This is a genomic window from Natribaculum luteum (genome assembly GCF_023008545.1).
Taxonomy (GTDB): domain Archaea; phylum Halobacteriota; class Halobacteria; order Halobacteriales; family Natrialbaceae; genus Natribaculum; species Natribaculum luteum.
Genome location: NZ_CP095397.1, coordinates 1,150,782 through 1,165,251 on the forward strand (window position 1 = coordinate 1,150,782; position 14,470 = coordinate 1,165,251).

The window sequence follows — 14,470 nt, forward strand, 5'->3', positions numbered from 1 at the left end:
TGGTCCAGTAGAGGTATCGTTCTCTGATCGCTACTCGCGTAGCTACTGCTTTCTTCGGCGCATATACAACGTAACTGATACAAACCAATTTCTGGAGAGCGCCGTTAATCCCCGTTTCACGTATCAGTCTCGGTGAATCTCTCGAGAACGGTCAAAATTGAACGGCACAAAACATATGTCTGTGAGTCGTTGATCTCTGACAAGCACGAGCGCGGCCAGGGTACCCGGTACGCTGGCGTTACACTTTCGAATCATGACAGACGCCGCACTCCCGTCCGAGCAGGAGAACCGAGCCACGGCCGTCGATCCCCTCCCGGTGAGCGACGTGGCCCAGCTGTGTGAGGACGTTCGATCGAACGTCGGTCGCGTCATCGTCGGCCACGAAGACGAGATCGACCACGTTATCACGACCATCCTCGCCCGTGGACACGTCTTACTCGAGGACGTCCCCGGCGTCGGGAAGACGATGCTCGCCCGCTCGATTGCGACGTCGATCGACTGTACGTTCAGCCGAATCCAGTTTACGCCCGACCTACTGCCGACCGACATCACCGGCGTGAACGTGTTCGACCAGCAGAACCGAGAGTTCGAGTTCCAGCACGGGCCCATCTTCGGTAACGTCGTTCTCGCCGACGAGATCAACCGCGCACCGCCGAAGACCCAGGCGGCGCTCCTCGAGGCGATGGAAGAAAAGCAGGTCACCGCCGACGGCGAGACGCGGCCGCTCCCGGATCCGTTCACGGTCATCGCCACGCAAAACGCCGTCGAGCCGAACCGGACCTACGAGCTCCCTCTCGCAGAGGTCGACCGCTTCACGAAGAAACTCGAACTCGGCTACCCCGACGCCGACGAGGAAGCAGAGCTTCTCGACCGAACCGTCGGCCACCACCCCATCGAGCGCTTAGAGCCCGTGGCCGACCTCGAGACGATCGTCCGGGCTCGCGAGACGGTTGCTGAGGTGTCGGTGAAGGCCCCGGTTCGCGAGTACGCGACGCGACTCGCGAGGTACACCCGCGAGCACGCCCGACTGGGCGCGAGCCCGCGGGCCACGATCTCGCTGCTGCGGGCCGCCCAGGCTCGCGCCGCCGTCGACGGGCGGGAGTACGTGATCCCCGACGACGTCGAACGCGAGGCACCCGCCGTGTTGAGCCATCGCATCAGGACGGCTGCGAGCGGTCACGACCGGGACGGGGCAGCCGTCGTCGACGACGCCATAGAGCGCGTACCGGTAGAATGAGAGTCACCAGACGCGGGTGGGGGGTCGTCGCCGTCGTCGGCTTCTGTCTCGTCATGGCCTGGAAGTTCGGCCCGCGGTCGTTGAACGCGATCGTCGTCCCCCTCGTCGTCGCACTGGTGGCCGGCGCGATCACGGTCACCCGGGCCAACGAACCCCGCGTCAGTCGTGCCGCGATCGAGGAGGGGTTCGTCGGCGAACGTCGAGCCGTCTCGCTCGAGGCCGACGTCGACCGACCGATCGCCGCCGAACTCGCAGACGACGTCGGTCGCGGCCTCTCGGCAACCGGGAACGTCGCGGAGACGACGCTCGCGCCAGAGCGAGGCTACAGCTACGAACTCGAACTCGAGTGCCGCGGCAAACACGAGGTCGGTCCGCTGTCGCTATCGGTGACCGACGCGTTCGGGCTGGTCGAGCGACAGTTCGAGATCGACCGGACGACGCGAGTCGTCGTCTATCCGCCGGTGTACGACCTCCGTGGCGGTTCGGGAGACGACTTTGCGCTGCTCACGGGCGCAATCCAGGAGTCCCGACGAGATGAGTTCGATCATCTCAGAGAGTACGAACACGGCGACTCGCTGCGCAACGTCCACTGGAAGTCGGCCGCGAAACGACCCGACGACGACCTCGTCGTCAAGGAGTTTACCGCCCACGAGGACGACGGGACGGTCACGGTCGCCGCCGAGTCGGTCCCAGAAACGACGGACGAGATGGCAGCGGCGACGGCGAGCGTCGTCACGTACGCCCTCGAGTCGGCAGTGCCAGTCGACGTGGTCGTTCCGGACGGATCGGCGTCGGCGACGGCACGCCACGACCGCCGGGACGTACTCAGGCTCCTCGCGACGGCCGGTCCCGGAACGCTCGCCGCGGAAACGCGACGGGAAGCCGACGTCCTGATCCGGGCCGACGAGGGCGGGACGACCGTCACAATCGACGGTCTCGAGGTGCCGTTCGAGCGACTCGCCGGCGCGACGATCGACGGCGGTGCCGACCCGCGGCGAGGGGTGATCACGTGAGCACGAAGTCCCGTCGCGGGACGGGCGTCACGGCCGACGCGACCCGCGAGTCGCGGGCGTTCCGCCTGCTCGCGCTGGGCGGCGTCCTCGCCCAGACGGCGTCGTACGTGAGCGTCTTACAGGACGTGACGGCAGTCGTCGGCGGCACGCAACCGCTCGTCGCGCTCGTCGTCGCGATGATCGCCACGGCGACGGTGCTGGCTCGAGTGATCAGGCCGCGAACTGCGGCGGTCGCCGCCGTCGTCATCGGCGGCGTCGGCTTCGCCTACTACCTCACTGCGGCAGGGCTCGGCGCCGGCGTCGTCTTCTCGGCAACGTGGGAACTGCTCTCCGATAGCGTCGCCTTCGCGACCGGGCTCTCGATCTTCCAGATGATCGACGTCCGCACCTGGACGCTCGGATTCGTCCCTGCCCCCGTCTTCCTCTCGTGGTACCTCGCGCTTCGCAGACGGTACGCCGCGAGCGTCGTCGCCGGCGGGGCCGCCCTGACGTTTCTCGTCCTCACCGGCGACGCGACGACCGGAACGGCCGCTCTCGGCACCGTCGGCGCCCTCGCAGCCGTCGGCTTCGGCGAACTCGAGCGCCGGGATGGAACCGTCGCCCAGACCGACGTCCTCGCGATCCTCTTTGCGACGATGTTGCTCCTCTCGACGACCGTCACGTTCGTCCCCAGTGCCGGCGACTCGAGCGATCCCAGCTTCCTCGTCGAAGGCGACAGCACCACCCTCGAGGGGACGACCACGAACGCCCCCGAGCGAGTGGAAATCAGCGGTTCGGTCGAGCTCTCGCCGGAAGTCCGCTTTACCGTCCGCAGCGAACGCGCGGCCTACTGGCGAACGGGCGTCTACGACCGATACACCGGCGACCAGTGGGTCCGGACGGGACAGTCGGAGTCGTACGGCGGCGGGCTCCCCTCCCCACCGGGTGAAACCAAGACGGTCCAGCAGACCGTCCGACTCCAGGGACCGGCAGAGGTCATGCCCGCTGCGGCTCAGCCGGTCGCGGTCGGCGACGACGCCGCGGCGAACACAGAGGTGACCGTCCACGGCGGCATTCGACCGGACGAACCGCTAGCGGAAGGTGACACCTACCGCGTCGAGAGCGCCGTCGTCGATCCGTCCGACGCGGAACTCCAGACCGCCGGCACCGACTACCCAGCGGACGTCACCGACCGATACCTCCAGCTTCCCGAGGGAACGTCGAGCGCGTTCGAGACGCGCACGCAGGAGATCACAGGCGACGCCGAGACGCCCTACGAGAAAGCCGTCGCCATCGAACGCCACCTGGAGCTGACGAAAGGCTACTCGCTCGATATCGAGCGGCCCGACGGCGCGATCGAGGAGGCGTTCCTCCTCGAGATGGACGAGGGATACTGCGTCTACTTCGCGACGACGATGGTCCAGATGCTCCGGACAGAGGGCGTCCCCGCCCGGTACGCCGTCGGCTACACGACCGGCCAGCAGGTCGCCGACGACGAGTGGGTCGTCCGCGGACTCGACGCCCACGCCTGGGTCGAGATCTACTTCCCAGACTACGGCTGGGTCGCGTTCGATCCCACGCCTGGGAGTGCCCGCGAGCAGACACACGCCGCGCGCCTCGAGCAGGCCCGCGCTGACGGCCTCGAGGACGTCGACACGAATCGCAGCGAGGCGGTCCGCGTCTCCAACGCGTCCGCCGGGAACCAGCCCGACGAGGTGGGCCGACTGAGCGAGCGAAACGGGACGGACGTGCTGGCGAGAAACGAGACGCGGCTGACCGCCAACGACCCACGGAATCTATCGTTCGATTCGAACGGGACCGCGAACAACTCGAGTGCGGACGATCCGGACGCGGCGTCCGACGCAGGCAGGTCGACAGACGACGGGTTCGAGTGGCCGGGCGTCGAGCAGACCGCATTCGGACTGGCGCTACTGGTCGGGTTCGTCGCAGGGGCACACCGGACCGGCGTGATCGCTCGAGCGAGCCGCGAACTTAGACTCCACTGGCAATGGCGGCAACGTGATCCGGACCGCGACGTCGAACGCGCCTACCGGCGACTCGAGTTACTGCTCGAACGGGAGTACCGCCCCCGGCGGCGGTCCGAGTCGACGCGACAGTACCTCTCGGCGCTCTCGGCGAACGGGCTCGTCGACAGTCGGGTCTGGCGCGTCGGACGGCTGTACGAGCGGGCGAGGTACGGAGACGGCGTCGGCCGCGAAGAAGCCGACGAGGCGGTCCATACCGTCGACGCGATCGTTCGAGACCGGACGCCGATCGTCCGCCGGTTCCGGCGGTGATTCGTCCCGTCGGATGGGACCGTGTCCCGACACACCCCGGCCCGTCTTGCGGTTGTGTCGACGACGACTCGCGTCCGCCGTTATCACGGGGGCCGATAATTCACACGAAACCTAAAAAAGACCGCACGAAGGCGTGAAGGTCCCGATAGTGTTTAATATGCCCATTTCGTAGCATTGGACGTAATGTCGGAAGTCTGCTCGACGTGCGGGCTCCCCGAAGAGCTATGCGTCTGTGAAGACGTCGCCAAGGGGCAACAGCAACTCAATATCCGCATTGACGAGCGCAGATACGGTAAGGAAGTAACGATAATCGAAGGATTCGATCCGAAGGACGTCGACCTCGACAGTCTGTCGTCGGATCTCAAGTCCAAGTTCGCCTGTGGCGGCACCGTCGAAGACAGTCACATCGAACTGCAGGGCAACCACACCGGCCGCGTCGAAGATTTCCTTCGGGACCGCGGCTTCAACGTCGCCTGAGCCCGCAATGCTCTGAGACGGCTTCCGATCCACGGACCTTCACGTATCGTCCCGCAGTTACTACCCTTTCTCCCCGCCTTCGACCGTCCTAGAACGGCGCATCTGATTCGTCTGGCTCCGCGAACTCGTCGTCGCCGGCCTCGAGTTCGTAGGACTCCGCCCACGCCTCGAGTCCGCCGGCCATGCTCTCGACGCGCGCGTCGGCCGCCCCCTCGTAAGAGCCGATGAGGCGTGCCGCCTGGATGCTCGACTTGCCGTGTGGACAGACCGTCACGACGCGTTCGTCGTCCTCGAACTCCTCGATCCGCGTCGGGAGTTCGTCGAACGGGACGTTCTCGCTGTTCGGGATGCGGCCGCGTTCGAAACTCGCCGGAGCGCGGATGTCGACGATCCGAACGTCGGCGTCCGACTCGAGGAGGTCGTAGACCTCGTCCGGGGTGATTTCGTCGTCCATTATGTGGGCCGTTCGCAGGGGAGACGAATAAGAACCACGGCTCGAGTGGAGGCACCGTTGAGATCGTGCGTTCGGTGGAGTGATACGAGTGAGACCGTCGAGCGACCCAGCCCCGTTCAGACGACAGAAGACATCGAACAGCGAGCGGGGAGCACAGCGATCCGTGAGCAGAAAGTGCGGTGGGTCGAAACGCCGTGTCACGCAGTTTCACGCGACGGAAGTGGACACAAACGTAATGTATCAATCCGTGGAGGAGACCACTGTGGCTGTGGGTGCAGTGTCACACGCTCTTCGTGCTTCCCAGCCACACCCCTGTTTCCGAGCGGTTTCAACACCCGACAGACGACGTCACAGCAGTCCGTCCGCCTTCGCCAGCAACAGCCCGCTGATCGTCGCGTCGTTGGCCGGCTGTTCGCGGGCCCGCTCGAGAGCCTCCTCGATCGGGACCGTCCGCACCTCGAGGAACTCGTTGCCGTCGAGGTCGCGCTCGCCGGGTTCGAGCCCCTCGGCGTAGACGATCGCCCGGTCGTGACGGAGGACACCGGTCGCGACGGCGTACTCCTGGAGGACGGCGGTACTCGAGGGACGAAACCCGGTCTCCTCCTCGAGTTCGCGCGCCGCCGCCTGCGTGTAGGACTCGCCCTCTTCGACGATTCCGGCGGGTAACTCGAGGTGCGTCTCGCGGATGGTCGGGCGGTACTGTTCGACGAACAGCACGTCGGTGTCGGTCCGCGCGACGACGACGACCGCCGGGGGGAGGTCGGCCCAGTAGTAGCGTTTCTCGCCCCCGTCGGGCTGGGTGACGAGGTCGTAGCCGCCGTCGTACCAGCCGGTCTCGTACTCTGTCGCCGATTCGATCACCCGCCACTCGCTGGACTCACTCATCGGGATGCTGTGTGATCTCGACGCGGTAGTAGCTACCGTTTCGTTCGATCCAGACCGTGTCGCCGTCGACGGCGGCGCGGTTCCACGTCTCGAACTCGCTGAACTCGTCGAACGGGGTGTGCGTGAACGAGCTTTTCAGTCCGAAGCGTCCCTCCTCGTAGGGATCAGAGCGGCCCTCGTCGATCGCCTGGGCCGTGTAGGGAAAGCGATTCTCCGAGAGGTTCTCGAACGCGATGGTCTCGGTGGCGTTCTCGGCCGCCGGCTCGCCGTCCTCGAGGTCGACCTCGGCCGCGACGACGTAGGAGACGTCACCGCCACCGCCGAGGATCGACGGGAGGGCACCGAGTGCGAGCAAGACGACGGCAGGGACCAGCAAGAGCAGCAGGTAACGCCTTCGCATCGGCTAGAGGTCGGGACCGGGAAGGCATACGCGTTTCGTCGCCGACCGCCGATCGATCAGAACAGGTCCCGGTAGATACGTCCGAACGCCTGCCGACGCAGCGTCGCGACGGCGGCGTCCTCCTCGTTCTGGAACGTCGCCGCCACCGCCTCGCCGGTCGGCCCGGCGTGCCAGACGACGCGGTCGACGGCCTCATGGCCGGTCTCGGTCACGTCGCCGTCGTACTCGTCCCGCCAGGTCTCGTACTCCTCGCGCGTTCCGACCCGGACCTCGAGCAGGCTCGCGAACATGGCGTCGCGGGCGGTCGCGACGACGTCGCTCGTGACGCGTTCGGCGTACTCCTCGCGGTCGAACGACATCGCGCGGGCGAGTTCGCGAACGACCGTCTGTGCGGCCGGCCCGATCGCCTCGTAGTGCTCGCGTGCGTCGTCGACTGACTCCGGCGTGAACGTCCCGACAGTGTGCATACTGGAGCGGTCGAACCGCTGGCAGTTACTCGTTTTCGTCTCCGTCCGAACGATCGGCGTCGCCGTCCTCGTACATCTGCCGGGTCAACTCGCGGGCCTCCTCGAGGACGCGCTCGGTCTCGGCGGTCGTCCCCGGGGACGCCATCGCGCCACGGCCCGGCTGCCGGGTCTGCCGTGCGAGTTCGTCCTCGAACGTGGCCCCGTGGTCGTGGTCGTGGTCGTCTTCGAACTCGGGTGTCTCGACCTCTGCGGCGTACTCGACGACCTGCGACGCCAGTTCCTCGGGACCGCAGTCGGCCCAGTCGGGGGCGTGGCGCTCGAGCCACTCGAGGTGGTCCTCCCGGCCGAGCGAGGCGGTGACGCCGAGGTGGTTCGCGAGGTGCACTCCGTCGGCCTGTTCAGCGCCGCAGACCGGACAGACGTATCCCATGCTCGAGCGTACGGCTGGCATCCGTATAACGGCCACGTCCGACTGCCGGAGCGACGCCCCGTCGACTCGAGAGGCCGCGTCGTCCGACGGGATCACTCGAGGCTGCGCACCATGATGATGGCGTCCTCGCCGTCGTCGTAGTACCCCGGAATCCGGCGGAGTCCCTCGAACCCGAAGTCGCGGTAGAGTCGCCTGGCACCCGCGTTCCCCTCGCGGACCTCGAGTTTGACCGACGTCGCGCCCTGGGCAGCAAGCACCGACAGCGAGTGAGCGAGCAGCGCCGAACCGACGCCGTCACCCCGTCGTTCCGGATGGACGGCGATGTCTTTCACGTGGCCGATGTCACGGCCGTGGTTCGGCGTCACGTCTGAGACGACGTAGCCGACTACCTGATCGTCCTCGATGGCGACCAGAAACCCGCGTTCGCCGAGAAATCCTTCGAACGCGTCGTACGGCCAGGGCTGGGGAAACGATGCCTTCTCGATTCGCAAGATAGCAAGCAGGTCTGCGCGCTCGGCCTGGCGGACGACGACGTCGTCTCCCTCGGGGGCGGAAACCGTCACAGGTCGACTCACGTGGTCGCGGACCAAAGAACTATTCGCCTCCGATTTGCTCGAGACGATCGGTCTCTCGGTCGGACCAGTCGTAGAAGTGACGGTCCGTCGTCTCGAGTGTGTCGACACACTCGTTGTACCGGCGGCGGGCCTCGTCGACCAGCGGATCGTCGGGGTTGTCCTCGATCCAGTCTCGAAGTTCCGCGAGTGCCTTCGGCGAGTAGGTATCCATCCGGTCTTGCTCCTCGAGGATCTCGACTTTCCGGCTCTCCTGGCGCAGCGTGCGCACGAGTGCCCAGCCCGCGATGCCGTAGAAGGCGAGCAGGGTGAACGCGAGCATCCCGAGGACGCCAGCAGACAGCGCCATCAGTCGTCACCTCCGGGGACTTCGGCGGCCTCGGGCGGGGCCCGTCCCTCGAGGATGGACATGAGCGCGTAGCCGATGATCGGGAACAATACGAGCACGAGCATCCCGCCGATCATCTCCGGGGAACCGAAGTTGTCGTAGGCGAAGTAGGCGACGATAAAGAGCATGACGGCGGGGATGACGTACTTCACGACGGGGTTCCACCAGTGGCCGACGTAGATGCCGGCGTTCTGGTTGACCGTCAGCAGACGCAGCCGCTGGGGACCAAGCACCCAGCCGATGACGCCGATGATGGCGAGCGTCGCGAGCGGCAGCCCCCAGTTGCCGAAGACGAAGTCGAGGTAGTCGAGGATCGTCACGGAGTAGGCGCTCGGAATGCCGAGCAGCCAGATCGCGCCACAGACCCCGAGGACGGTCTGTGTGCGATCGAGCCGGGTCTCCTCGGAGATCGTCGTCACGCTGACCTCCGTGATCAACAGCCCCGAGGTGAGCGTCGCGAGGAAGAAGCCGACGAAAAAGAGGATCGCGACGAGGCCTCCGAAGGGAATCTCGGGGAACACCTGCACCAGCGAGATGAACGCCAGGTTGGCCCCGACGTCGGGTTCGAGGCCGACGGCGAAGACGACGGGGAAGATCGCCAGCGCGGCGAGGACGCCGATGCTGGATTCGCCGATCGCCGTGAAGACGCCGCCGCCGAGCGGCACGTCGTCGTACTCCCGCAGGTAGCTGCCGATGGTGAGCGCGATTCCCCAGCCGAGACCGGTCGAGAACAGCGCCTGCCCGAGTGCCGTGATCCAGGTTTCGCTGCGCGCGAGGAACTCCCACTGGACGCCGAAGATGAACGCGATCCCGTCGCTCGCACCGGGGAGCGTCAGCCCGCGGATCGTCATCACCACGAGCGAGAACACCAGCGCCGGCACCGCGTAGACGACGAGTCGTTCGACGCCCCGGCGGATACCAAGCGCCAGCACGGCCGCGATGGTTCCCATCACGACGGTGTGGAGGCCGATCGTGAGGATGGGATTGTCGAGGAACGCGGTCCAGAACGCCTCGGGCTGGAATCCTGCCGACGTGAACGTGAACAGAAGCGAGTGGATCGCGTAGTACAGCGTCCACCCGATCACCGGCGAGTAGTACGACATCAGCGCGACGTTTACGAGCAAGACGACGACGCCGAAGCCGACGAGCCCGCTGCGGCCGACGACCTCGCGAAACGCGCCGATGACGCCCTTGCCGGTGTAGCGACCGAGTGCGACCTCGGCCATCAATCCCGGCACCGCGAGCAAGAACAGCAGCGCCAGGTAGGCGAGGATGAACGCCCCACCACCGTTGTTTCCGGCGACGTACGGGAACCGCCAGATGTTGCCGGCTCCCACCATCGCCCCGATCATCGCCATCAGGAAGCCAAACCGAGTACCCCACTCGGCTCGAGCAGTTTTTGCCGGTGTGTCTGCCATCGTCAAATCACAGGAGGGCGTATCATTCGAGGGATCGTATAAGTTCGTTATTCGTTAACGTGAAACACAAGAGTAAGAACTAATTACCAGTAGACGAGCAGGATGGCAACTCAATGCGGACAGATGGAACCTGAAGAAAGCGAACGGATCAGGAGTCGTCGTCACTGTCGCCTTCCACACCGGTGAGTTCGTGATCCTGCGTACCGCCGTACTGGCCCTGTTCTTCTCCCTCTTCCTCCGATCGTTCGTCGTCCGACTCTCGGCCGCGGTCGGAATCAGCCATCGTGATCACCCCGCCGGAATTGCCTCCATCTCGAACGACTCCGTGAGCCCTTTCAACTTCTCGAGTGCGTCCTGTTCTTCCCTGCGGTCTCTTCGAGGAGGTCCGCCGGATCGCCCATGCCGAGCTGATCGGCCAGCGGGATCAGGTTCCACTCGAGAGCGTCCAGACGTCGCTGGCCCCTACTTTTCGGCTGTCGTCGACGCTGATCCACGCCCCATCGTCGAGTGTCCGCAGTGCAATCGCCATACCGTTCGTTCGACGGCGGTACACCTCGCTCCGTCGGCCCGTGCAGTGCTCGTCGGATCGTACGACGGCTGCTTTCGCGAAAACCGCCCGACTCGGCCGACATTCGCTACAGTCGACCGACCGAGATAGCGGCCGTCGTTTCCGCTATTTCAGAGACAGGGTATCGTTTGCAGCCGTACGTGCGTTTAAGCGACCATAGCCTGAACGTGCGTCCATGTCGACCCGCACAGCTAATCACGAATCACGACGGTACGCAGCCAGAGAGACACCGCCGACGGCGACATTCGAGAGAGGCGACCCATGACCAGCGCCCACACCGACGACAGCCAGCACCGACCCACTCCTGACGACGAAGACGACCGCGACGACGCCCACCTCGAGGACGTCGACGTCGGTGCCGGCTGCACGGAGATCTGGCGACACCTCGCCGAGCAGCGAGAGTCGTGAACGAGCCACAGAGAGGGAGCGTTTTTGCTCTCGAGTCCCCTACCGTCCTGCCATGACGAGTGAGCGTCCCAGAGAGCGCCCACGGGACGGCAGCCCAGAATCGATCCCGACCGACCGCGAGTCGCCTGTCGGGACACCCGTCATCCGGGGCGACGAGTCGGTCACGGGCAGCCACGCCCGCGAAGCCGTCCAGTTCGACCCCGACGATCCCGAGAGCCTCGCCGAGGCCGCCGAGGTCGTCCGACGGTTCGCGGCCGAAACAGCGGGCGAGGACGACAACCTCTACATGCTCCGCGGCGCAGCCGCCTGCGCCGCCCTCGTCAGGGGTGTCGGCTCGTACAAGGCTGCCGCGGAACGTGCCACCGAGCAGACGGCGTCCGGCGACGTCACCGTCTCGTTCATCCGCAAGTGGGCCCGCGTCCACGATCTCCCGCGTGCCGTCCGACGGCAGGTCGCCCTCGGTACCATCGCGCCGACCGCTGCAAAACACATCGCTCGCGTCAGTGGCGAAGCCCGCTTCCTGCTCGCGTGGGCGACACTCGACGGCGACCTGACCGTCCGCGAAGTCCGCAACGTCGCGAGCGCCATCAACAACGGTACCCCGATCGACCGCGCACTGGCCGAATACGACATCACGCTCGGGACGATCGAACTCACCCTGCCATCGACCTCCTATCGCGACCTTCGACGCCAGGCCTCGCTCGAGGGCGTCGAACCGGGAACGCTCGTCGCCGACGCACTCGAGGCGTACCTCGAGTGATACTATCGACCGTCCATCATTCCGGCACCTCGGGAACCAGGGACAGCCAAGAGTACGAGACTGGTAGCGTCGCTTTCGATCGTCGGCCCGCCCCACGACTATCGCCAGATGTCGGCAACCTCGAGTCCGCTGTCCGAAACCGAATCACCCGATGGAGAAAGAAACGTTTAACCGCTACTCGCCAGAAGTGTCTGGTACAGGGCCGGTAGCTCAGTCCGGCAGAGCGTCTGGCTTTTAACCAGACGGTCGCGTGTTCAAATCGCGCCCGGCCCGCTTTTGCCACGAACATTTTCATGAGGAGCAAAGCGGCCAGCGTGATTTGAACGCAAGGAACAGCTTTGCTTCGACCGTGTGTTCAAATCGCGCCCGGCCTGCTTTTGCCACGAACAACTTCGTGAGTGGCAAAACGGTCACGAGCGGTTTGAAGTAGACGAGTCACAGCCCGGGAAGCGAACGTAGTGAGCGACCCGGAATGTCTCGGCGTAGTTCAAATCGCGCCCGGCCTGCTTTTGCCACGAACGAACTCGTGAGCTGTCAGTAGCGGAATCGGCCCGTTCCGCGAGACAACGTCAAACGTGTCGATCGAAAATCGGACCGGACCGTGCCCCGTCGAACCGCGACGCGCTGACACGGTCTGAGCTCTCCGGCAAATCTTCACCGTAGCACGGCACCAGACTGTTTCAACGACTCGTCTCGAGAACGACAACTGACGATTCAGCGGCCAGCATCTCGCCACTGCAGGACGTGCCAACACGGTATCGCTTACAACTGGAGCAAACACCCGAGCTGTAGATCGTTCACACTCGAGAGAGCGAACACGCTCGAGAGACCTGACACTGCATACCGAAAACGAACGACGAAAACCGCGAAAACCGCGAAACGTTATCCGCGAACGGGCATGTACGCAAGCGCAGCCAACAGGACGATCGTCGTCACGGCGATGGCGATCACCCACCAGAGACCCCTGATTCGCTCATTGAAGTGCGTGATCTCCTCCTGCTGTGTCTCGAAGCTCTCGACGTCACTCGTGAGGTACACGGTCCCTTCTTCCGGGAAGTCGACGCCGAACTCCTGATTACCGATCGTGGCCACCTCGCCGTCAGTGAGGTCGTAGGTCGTCGACGACTCACCCACGTACTCGATGGTCACCGTGTCACTCGAGATGTCGGTGATATTCCCTTCGATTATCCGTCCGGCGTCGCTATCGTTGTACGCGATCGTGTCGCCGAGTTCGTAGGTCTGCGTCTCGAGTCCCTCGAACTCGAGGAGAGGAACGAGCACCTCGTCACCACCCTCGGAGACGACGATGTACTGCTCGCCATCCCGTTCGACCGTCTCGTACTCGTCTTCGCTGAAGCTCTCGACGAGCACGAACGAACTAGCGCTAGCCGTCTCGTTTCCGCCGTCGGTCTCGTTTCCACCGTCAGTCTCGTTTCCGCCGTCGGTCTCGTTTCCACCGTCAGTCTCGTTTCCGCCGTCGATCATCACGTCGTACTCCGTGCCATCCTCGAGTTCGACCGTATCGCCGTCGCTCCACTCCGTCTCGAGGATCGCCGACTCGTTGACGTACTCGATCGAGCCCGAATCAGCCCCGACGTCCGTCGCGTTGTACGTCCGATCGTTCAACTGAAACTCCTGACCCGGTTCCAGTTGATAATCGGCGTCTGCCGGATCGACCGTCACTTCGGGGGACTCTGCTGCGCCAATGACACCGTAGGCGCCCGCAGCGACCACCGCGAAGAGGGCGATGTAAAGCAGCCCTGCTCGGAATTGCATGTGTGAGGCGTGGTCCGCCCGTCGTATAACGGTTACTAAGTTCTCGAGAGAGCGAGACACACCCACAGCCAGAGTCAAGGTGCCACGACCAACCTCGACTTCGGCACTTCGCGTACGACTACGATGATCGGTCGGACCCGGTTTCAGATTCGCGTGCCTAAACTGGAATACTTCGTCGGTGAAGCCTTTGAGGAACTGCGGATTGACGAACCGACAACCATCGAGCAACACACTGCAGATTTCGAACCGACTGAGTCGGGTACCACCGAGACAGAAATATCCTCGTCACTTGGTAAACGGCAGGTACTCTCGGCGCACATCTATATCCTCGAAGAACTCGATAACGAAGACGCCCTCTCGAAGCTATACGAGGAGATCTACCTCGAAGGCAACCTTGTCAGGCATCATACATAGCGTCTCGAAATAAGAGGAGTTGCCAAGACGTAGTCGTCCTGGGCTTTAGGGTAACGTGTAAAAGCCAAGGGCCGGATTTGAACCGGCGGTGGGCGGCTCTGCAGGCCGCTGCGTTAGGCCGGACTCTGCCACCTTGGCGCATTTCACCGTAGTCACTGCTGTCGTTTAAGCGTAGCGGTACGACGTTATACGTCGTCCGCAAATACAGAAATCCCCACACAGCGTCGCCACTGTGTGGGGTAATGATGAAAACCACGACCAGCGAACGCTGGCCGTGATCAGTATGAATGGTCGGCGGCGAATCGGTGTTCCCAGAGGGTCGCCCACTCCAGTAGTGACCGATACGCAGGCGAGCTTATCTTCCGTGTTCGGGATGGGTACGGGAGGTGCCTCGCCGCTGTGGCCGCCGTAACGCCGATCGACGGAATCGAACCGTCGTCACACCTGGCCAGGATCGGTGGGAAAACCGTGTGTATGTGTAGTCCAGTTAGCGCCTGGACCCGTTCGCGGGTCCTGTGATCCATGCG

17 protein-coding genes, 2 tRNA genes, 1 rRNA gene and 1 pseudogene are annotated in these 14,470 nt (G+C 64.5%); 8 read left to right on the forward strand and 13 right to left on the reverse strand.

Annotated features, from left to right (window positions below):
• The first annotated feature begins 253 nt into the window (after window positions 1–253).
• The 4 genes from MU558_RS05960 to yciH all read left to right on the forward strand — a co-directional run bounded on the left by MU558_RS05960 (window position 254) and on the right by yciH (window position 5,003).
• The gene (locus MU558_RS05960) at window positions 254–1,237 is read left to right on the forward strand and encodes an AAA family ATPase (protein ID WP_246972866.1); all 984 of its coding nucleotides are present in this window, start codon (window positions 254–256) and stop codon (window positions 1,235–1,237) included.
• Window positions 1,234–2,250 (forward strand): DUF58 domain-containing protein, encoded by a 1,017-nt coding sequence (locus MU558_RS05965; RefSeq protein WP_246972869.1) that lies wholly within the window; start codon window positions 1,234–1,236, stop codon window positions 2,248–2,250. The genes MU558_RS05960 and MU558_RS05965 overlap by 4 nt, the downstream gene beginning before the upstream one ends.
• Complete coding sequence (locus MU558_RS05970) at window positions 2,247–4,526, forward strand: transglutaminase TgpA family protein (protein ID WP_246972870.1); 2,280 nt, start codon at window positions 2,247–2,249, stop codon at window positions 4,524–4,526. Before MU558_RS05965 ends, MU558_RS05970 begins: the two co-directional genes overlap by 4 nt.
• A 183-nt stretch (window positions 4,527–4,709) precedes the next feature.
• Window positions 4,710–5,003 (forward strand): stress response translation initiation inhibitor YciH, encoded by a 294-nt coding sequence (gene yciH / locus MU558_RS05975; RefSeq protein WP_246972871.1) that lies wholly within the window; start codon window positions 4,710–4,712, stop codon window positions 5,001–5,003.
• Between the two features lie 88 nt (window positions 5,004–5,091).
• Here the strand turns inward: yciH and MU558_RS05980 are convergent, their stop codons facing one another.
• The 10 genes and pseudogenes from MU558_RS05980 to MU558_RS23520 all read right to left on the reverse strand — a co-directional run.
• On the reverse strand, window positions 5,092–5,457 hold the full coding sequence (locus tag MU558_RS05980) for a rhodanese-like domain-containing protein (protein WP_246972872.1): 366 nt from the start codon (window positions 5,455–5,457) through the stop codon (window positions 5,092–5,094).
• Between the two features lie 348 nt (window positions 5,458–5,805).
• A complete protein-coding gene (locus MU558_RS05985; protein ID WP_246972875.1) occupies window positions 5,806–6,342 on the reverse strand; it encodes an NUDIX hydrolase in 537 nt (178 codons plus the stop codon).
• Window positions 6,335–6,742, reverse strand: coding sequence for a hypothetical protein (locus MU558_RS05990; protein ID WP_246972876.1), 408 nt, complete (start codon window positions 6,740–6,742; stop codon window positions 6,335–6,337). The genes MU558_RS05985 and MU558_RS05990 overlap by 8 nt, the downstream gene beginning before the upstream one ends.
• Window positions 6,743–6,798: 56 nt before the next feature.
• Window positions 6,799–7,209, reverse strand: coding sequence for a DUF5809 family protein (locus tag MU558_RS05995; protein WP_246972877.1), 411 nt, complete (start codon window positions 7,207–7,209; stop codon window positions 6,799–6,801).
• A 25-nt stretch (window positions 7,210–7,234) separates the two neighbouring features.
• Complete coding sequence (locus MU558_RS06000) at window positions 7,235–7,639, reverse strand: DUF5810 domain-containing protein (RefSeq protein ID WP_246972878.1); 405 nt, start codon at window positions 7,637–7,639, stop codon at window positions 7,235–7,237.
• Between the two features lie 92 nt (window positions 7,640–7,731).
• Window positions 7,732–8,202, reverse strand: coding sequence for a ribosomal protein S18-alanine N-acetyltransferase (gene rimI / locus MU558_RS06005; RefSeq protein ID WP_246972881.1), 471 nt, complete (start codon window positions 8,200–8,202; stop codon window positions 7,732–7,734).
• A gap of 31 nt (window positions 8,203–8,233) precedes the next feature.
• The gene (locus MU558_RS06010) at window positions 8,234–8,560 is read right to left on the reverse strand and encodes a DUF8026 family protein (protein WP_246972882.1); all 327 of its coding nucleotides are present in this window, start codon (window positions 8,558–8,560) and stop codon (window positions 8,234–8,236) included.
• Complete coding sequence (locus tag MU558_RS06015) at window positions 8,560–9,957, reverse strand: sodium-dependent transporter (RefSeq protein WP_246974837.1); 1,398 nt, start codon at window positions 9,955–9,957, stop codon at window positions 8,560–8,562. Before MU558_RS06015 ends, MU558_RS06010 begins: the two co-directional genes overlap by 1 nt.
• Window positions 9,958–10,165: 208 nt before the next feature.
• Entirely contained in the window at window positions 10,166–10,300 is a 135-nt protein-coding gene (locus MU558_RS23135) for a hypothetical protein (protein WP_265781574.1), read from the reverse strand.
• A 147-nt stretch (window positions 10,301–10,447) separates the two neighbouring features.
• Window positions 10,448–10,546: pseudogene (locus MU558_RS23520) on the reverse strand (DUF8134 family protein); the annotation flags it as partial.
• 300 nt (window positions 10,547–10,846) lie between these two features.
• On the opposite strand from MU558_RS23520, the gene MU558_RS06025 reads away from it, so the two are divergent.
• The 3 genes from MU558_RS06025 (at window position 10,847) to MU558_RS06035 (ending at window position 12,026) form a co-directional block, all read left to right on the forward strand.
• Window positions 10,847–10,993: a hypothetical protein gene (locus tag MU558_RS06025; RefSeq protein ID WP_246972883.1), complete on the forward strand. Its 147-nt coding sequence runs from the start codon at window positions 10,847–10,849 to the stop codon at window positions 10,991–10,993.
• Between the two features lie 52 nt (window positions 10,994–11,045).
• The gene (locus MU558_RS06030) at window positions 11,046–11,753 is read left to right on the forward strand and encodes a DUF7119 family protein (protein ID WP_246972884.1); all 708 of its coding nucleotides are present in this window, start codon (window positions 11,046–11,048) and stop codon (window positions 11,751–11,753) included.
• A gap of 199 nt (window positions 11,754–11,952) precedes the next feature.
• A tRNA-Lys gene (locus MU558_RS06035) sits at window positions 11,953–12,026 on the forward strand.
• Window positions 12,027–12,635: 609 nt separating this feature from the next.
• On the opposite strand, the gene MU558_RS06040 is transcribed toward MU558_RS06035, so the two are convergent.
• Window positions 12,636–13,529, reverse strand: a complete 894-nt coding sequence (locus tag MU558_RS06040) for a hypothetical protein (RefSeq protein WP_246972887.1) — start codon at window positions 13,527–13,529, stop codon at window positions 12,636–12,638.
• A gap of 153 nt (window positions 13,530–13,682) precedes the next feature.
• Between MU558_RS06040 and MU558_RS06045 the strand changes: the two genes are divergently transcribed.
• The gene (locus MU558_RS06045; protein WP_246972889.1) at window positions 13,683–13,943 is read left to right on the forward strand and encodes a hypothetical protein; all 261 of its coding nucleotides are present in this window, start codon (window positions 13,683–13,685) and stop codon (window positions 13,941–13,943) included.
• 62 nt (window positions 13,944–14,005) lie between these two features.
• Here MU558_RS06045 and MU558_RS06050 read toward each other — a convergent pair.
• Window positions 14,006–14,081 (reverse strand) — tRNA-Cys (locus MU558_RS06050).
• A gap of 151 nt (window positions 14,082–14,232) precedes the next feature.
• A 5S ribosomal RNA gene (gene rrf / locus MU558_RS06055) occupies window positions 14,233–14,354 on the reverse strand.
• Window positions 14,355–14,470 lie beyond the last annotated feature (116 nt).

What these genes read in the sequence shown, in the direction of transcription:
- MU558_RS05985 (WP_246972875.1), bottom strand. Translation starts at nt 6,342, where the DNA reads ATGAGTGAGTCCAGCGAGTGGCGGGTGATCGAATCGGCGACAGAGTAC.
- MU558_RS06030 (WP_246972884.1), top strand. Translation starts at nt 11,046, where the DNA reads ATGACGAGTGAGCGTCCCAGAGAGCGCCCACGGGACGGCAGCCCAGAA.
- MU558_RS06000 (WP_246972878.1), bottom strand. Translation starts at nt 7,639, where the DNA reads ATGGGATACGTCTGTCCGGTCTGCGGCGCTGAACAGGCCGACGGAGTG.
- MU558_RS05980 (WP_246972872.1), bottom strand. Translation starts at nt 5,457, where the DNA reads ATGGACGACGAAATCACCCCGGACGAGGTCTACGACCTCCTCGAGTCG.
- MU558_RS05995 (WP_246972877.1), bottom strand. Translation starts at nt 7,209, where the DNA reads ATGCACACTGTCGGGACGTTCACGCCGGAGTCAGTCGACGACGCACGC.
- MU558_RS06040 (WP_246972887.1), bottom strand. Translation starts at nt 13,529, where the DNA reads ATGCAATTCCGAGCAGGGCTGCTTTACATCGCCCTCTTCGCGGTGGTC.
- MU558_RS06025 (WP_246972883.1), top strand. Translation starts at nt 10,847, where the DNA reads ATGACCAGCGCCCACACCGACGACAGCCAGCACCGACCCACTCCTGAC.
- MU558_RS06015 (WP_246974837.1), bottom strand. Translation starts at nt 9,957, where the DNA reads ATGGCGATGATCGGGGCGATGGTGGGAGCCGGCAACATCTGGCGGTTC.
- MU558_RS23135 (WP_265781574.1), bottom strand. Translation starts at nt 10,300, where the DNA reads ATGGCTGATTCCGACCGCGGCCGAGAGTCGGACGACGAACGATCGGAG.
- yciH (WP_246972871.1), top strand. Translation starts at nt 4,710, where the DNA reads ATGTCGGAAGTCTGCTCGACGTGCGGGCTCCCCGAAGAGCTATGCGTC.
- MU558_RS05965 (WP_246972869.1), top strand. Translation starts at nt 1,234, where the DNA reads ATGAGAGTCACCAGACGCGGGTGGGGGGTCGTCGCCGTCGTCGGCTTC.
- MU558_RS06010 (WP_246972882.1), bottom strand. Translation starts at nt 8,560, where the DNA reads ATGGCGCTGTCTGCTGGCGTCCTCGGGATGCTCGCGTTCACCCTGCTC.
- MU558_RS05960 (WP_246972866.1), top strand. Translation starts at nt 254, where the DNA reads ATGACAGACGCCGCACTCCCGTCCGAGCAGGAGAACCGAGCCACGGCC.
- MU558_RS05990 (WP_246972876.1), bottom strand. Translation starts at nt 6,742, where the DNA reads ATGCGAAGGCGTTACCTGCTGCTCTTGCTGGTCCCTGCCGTCGTCTTG.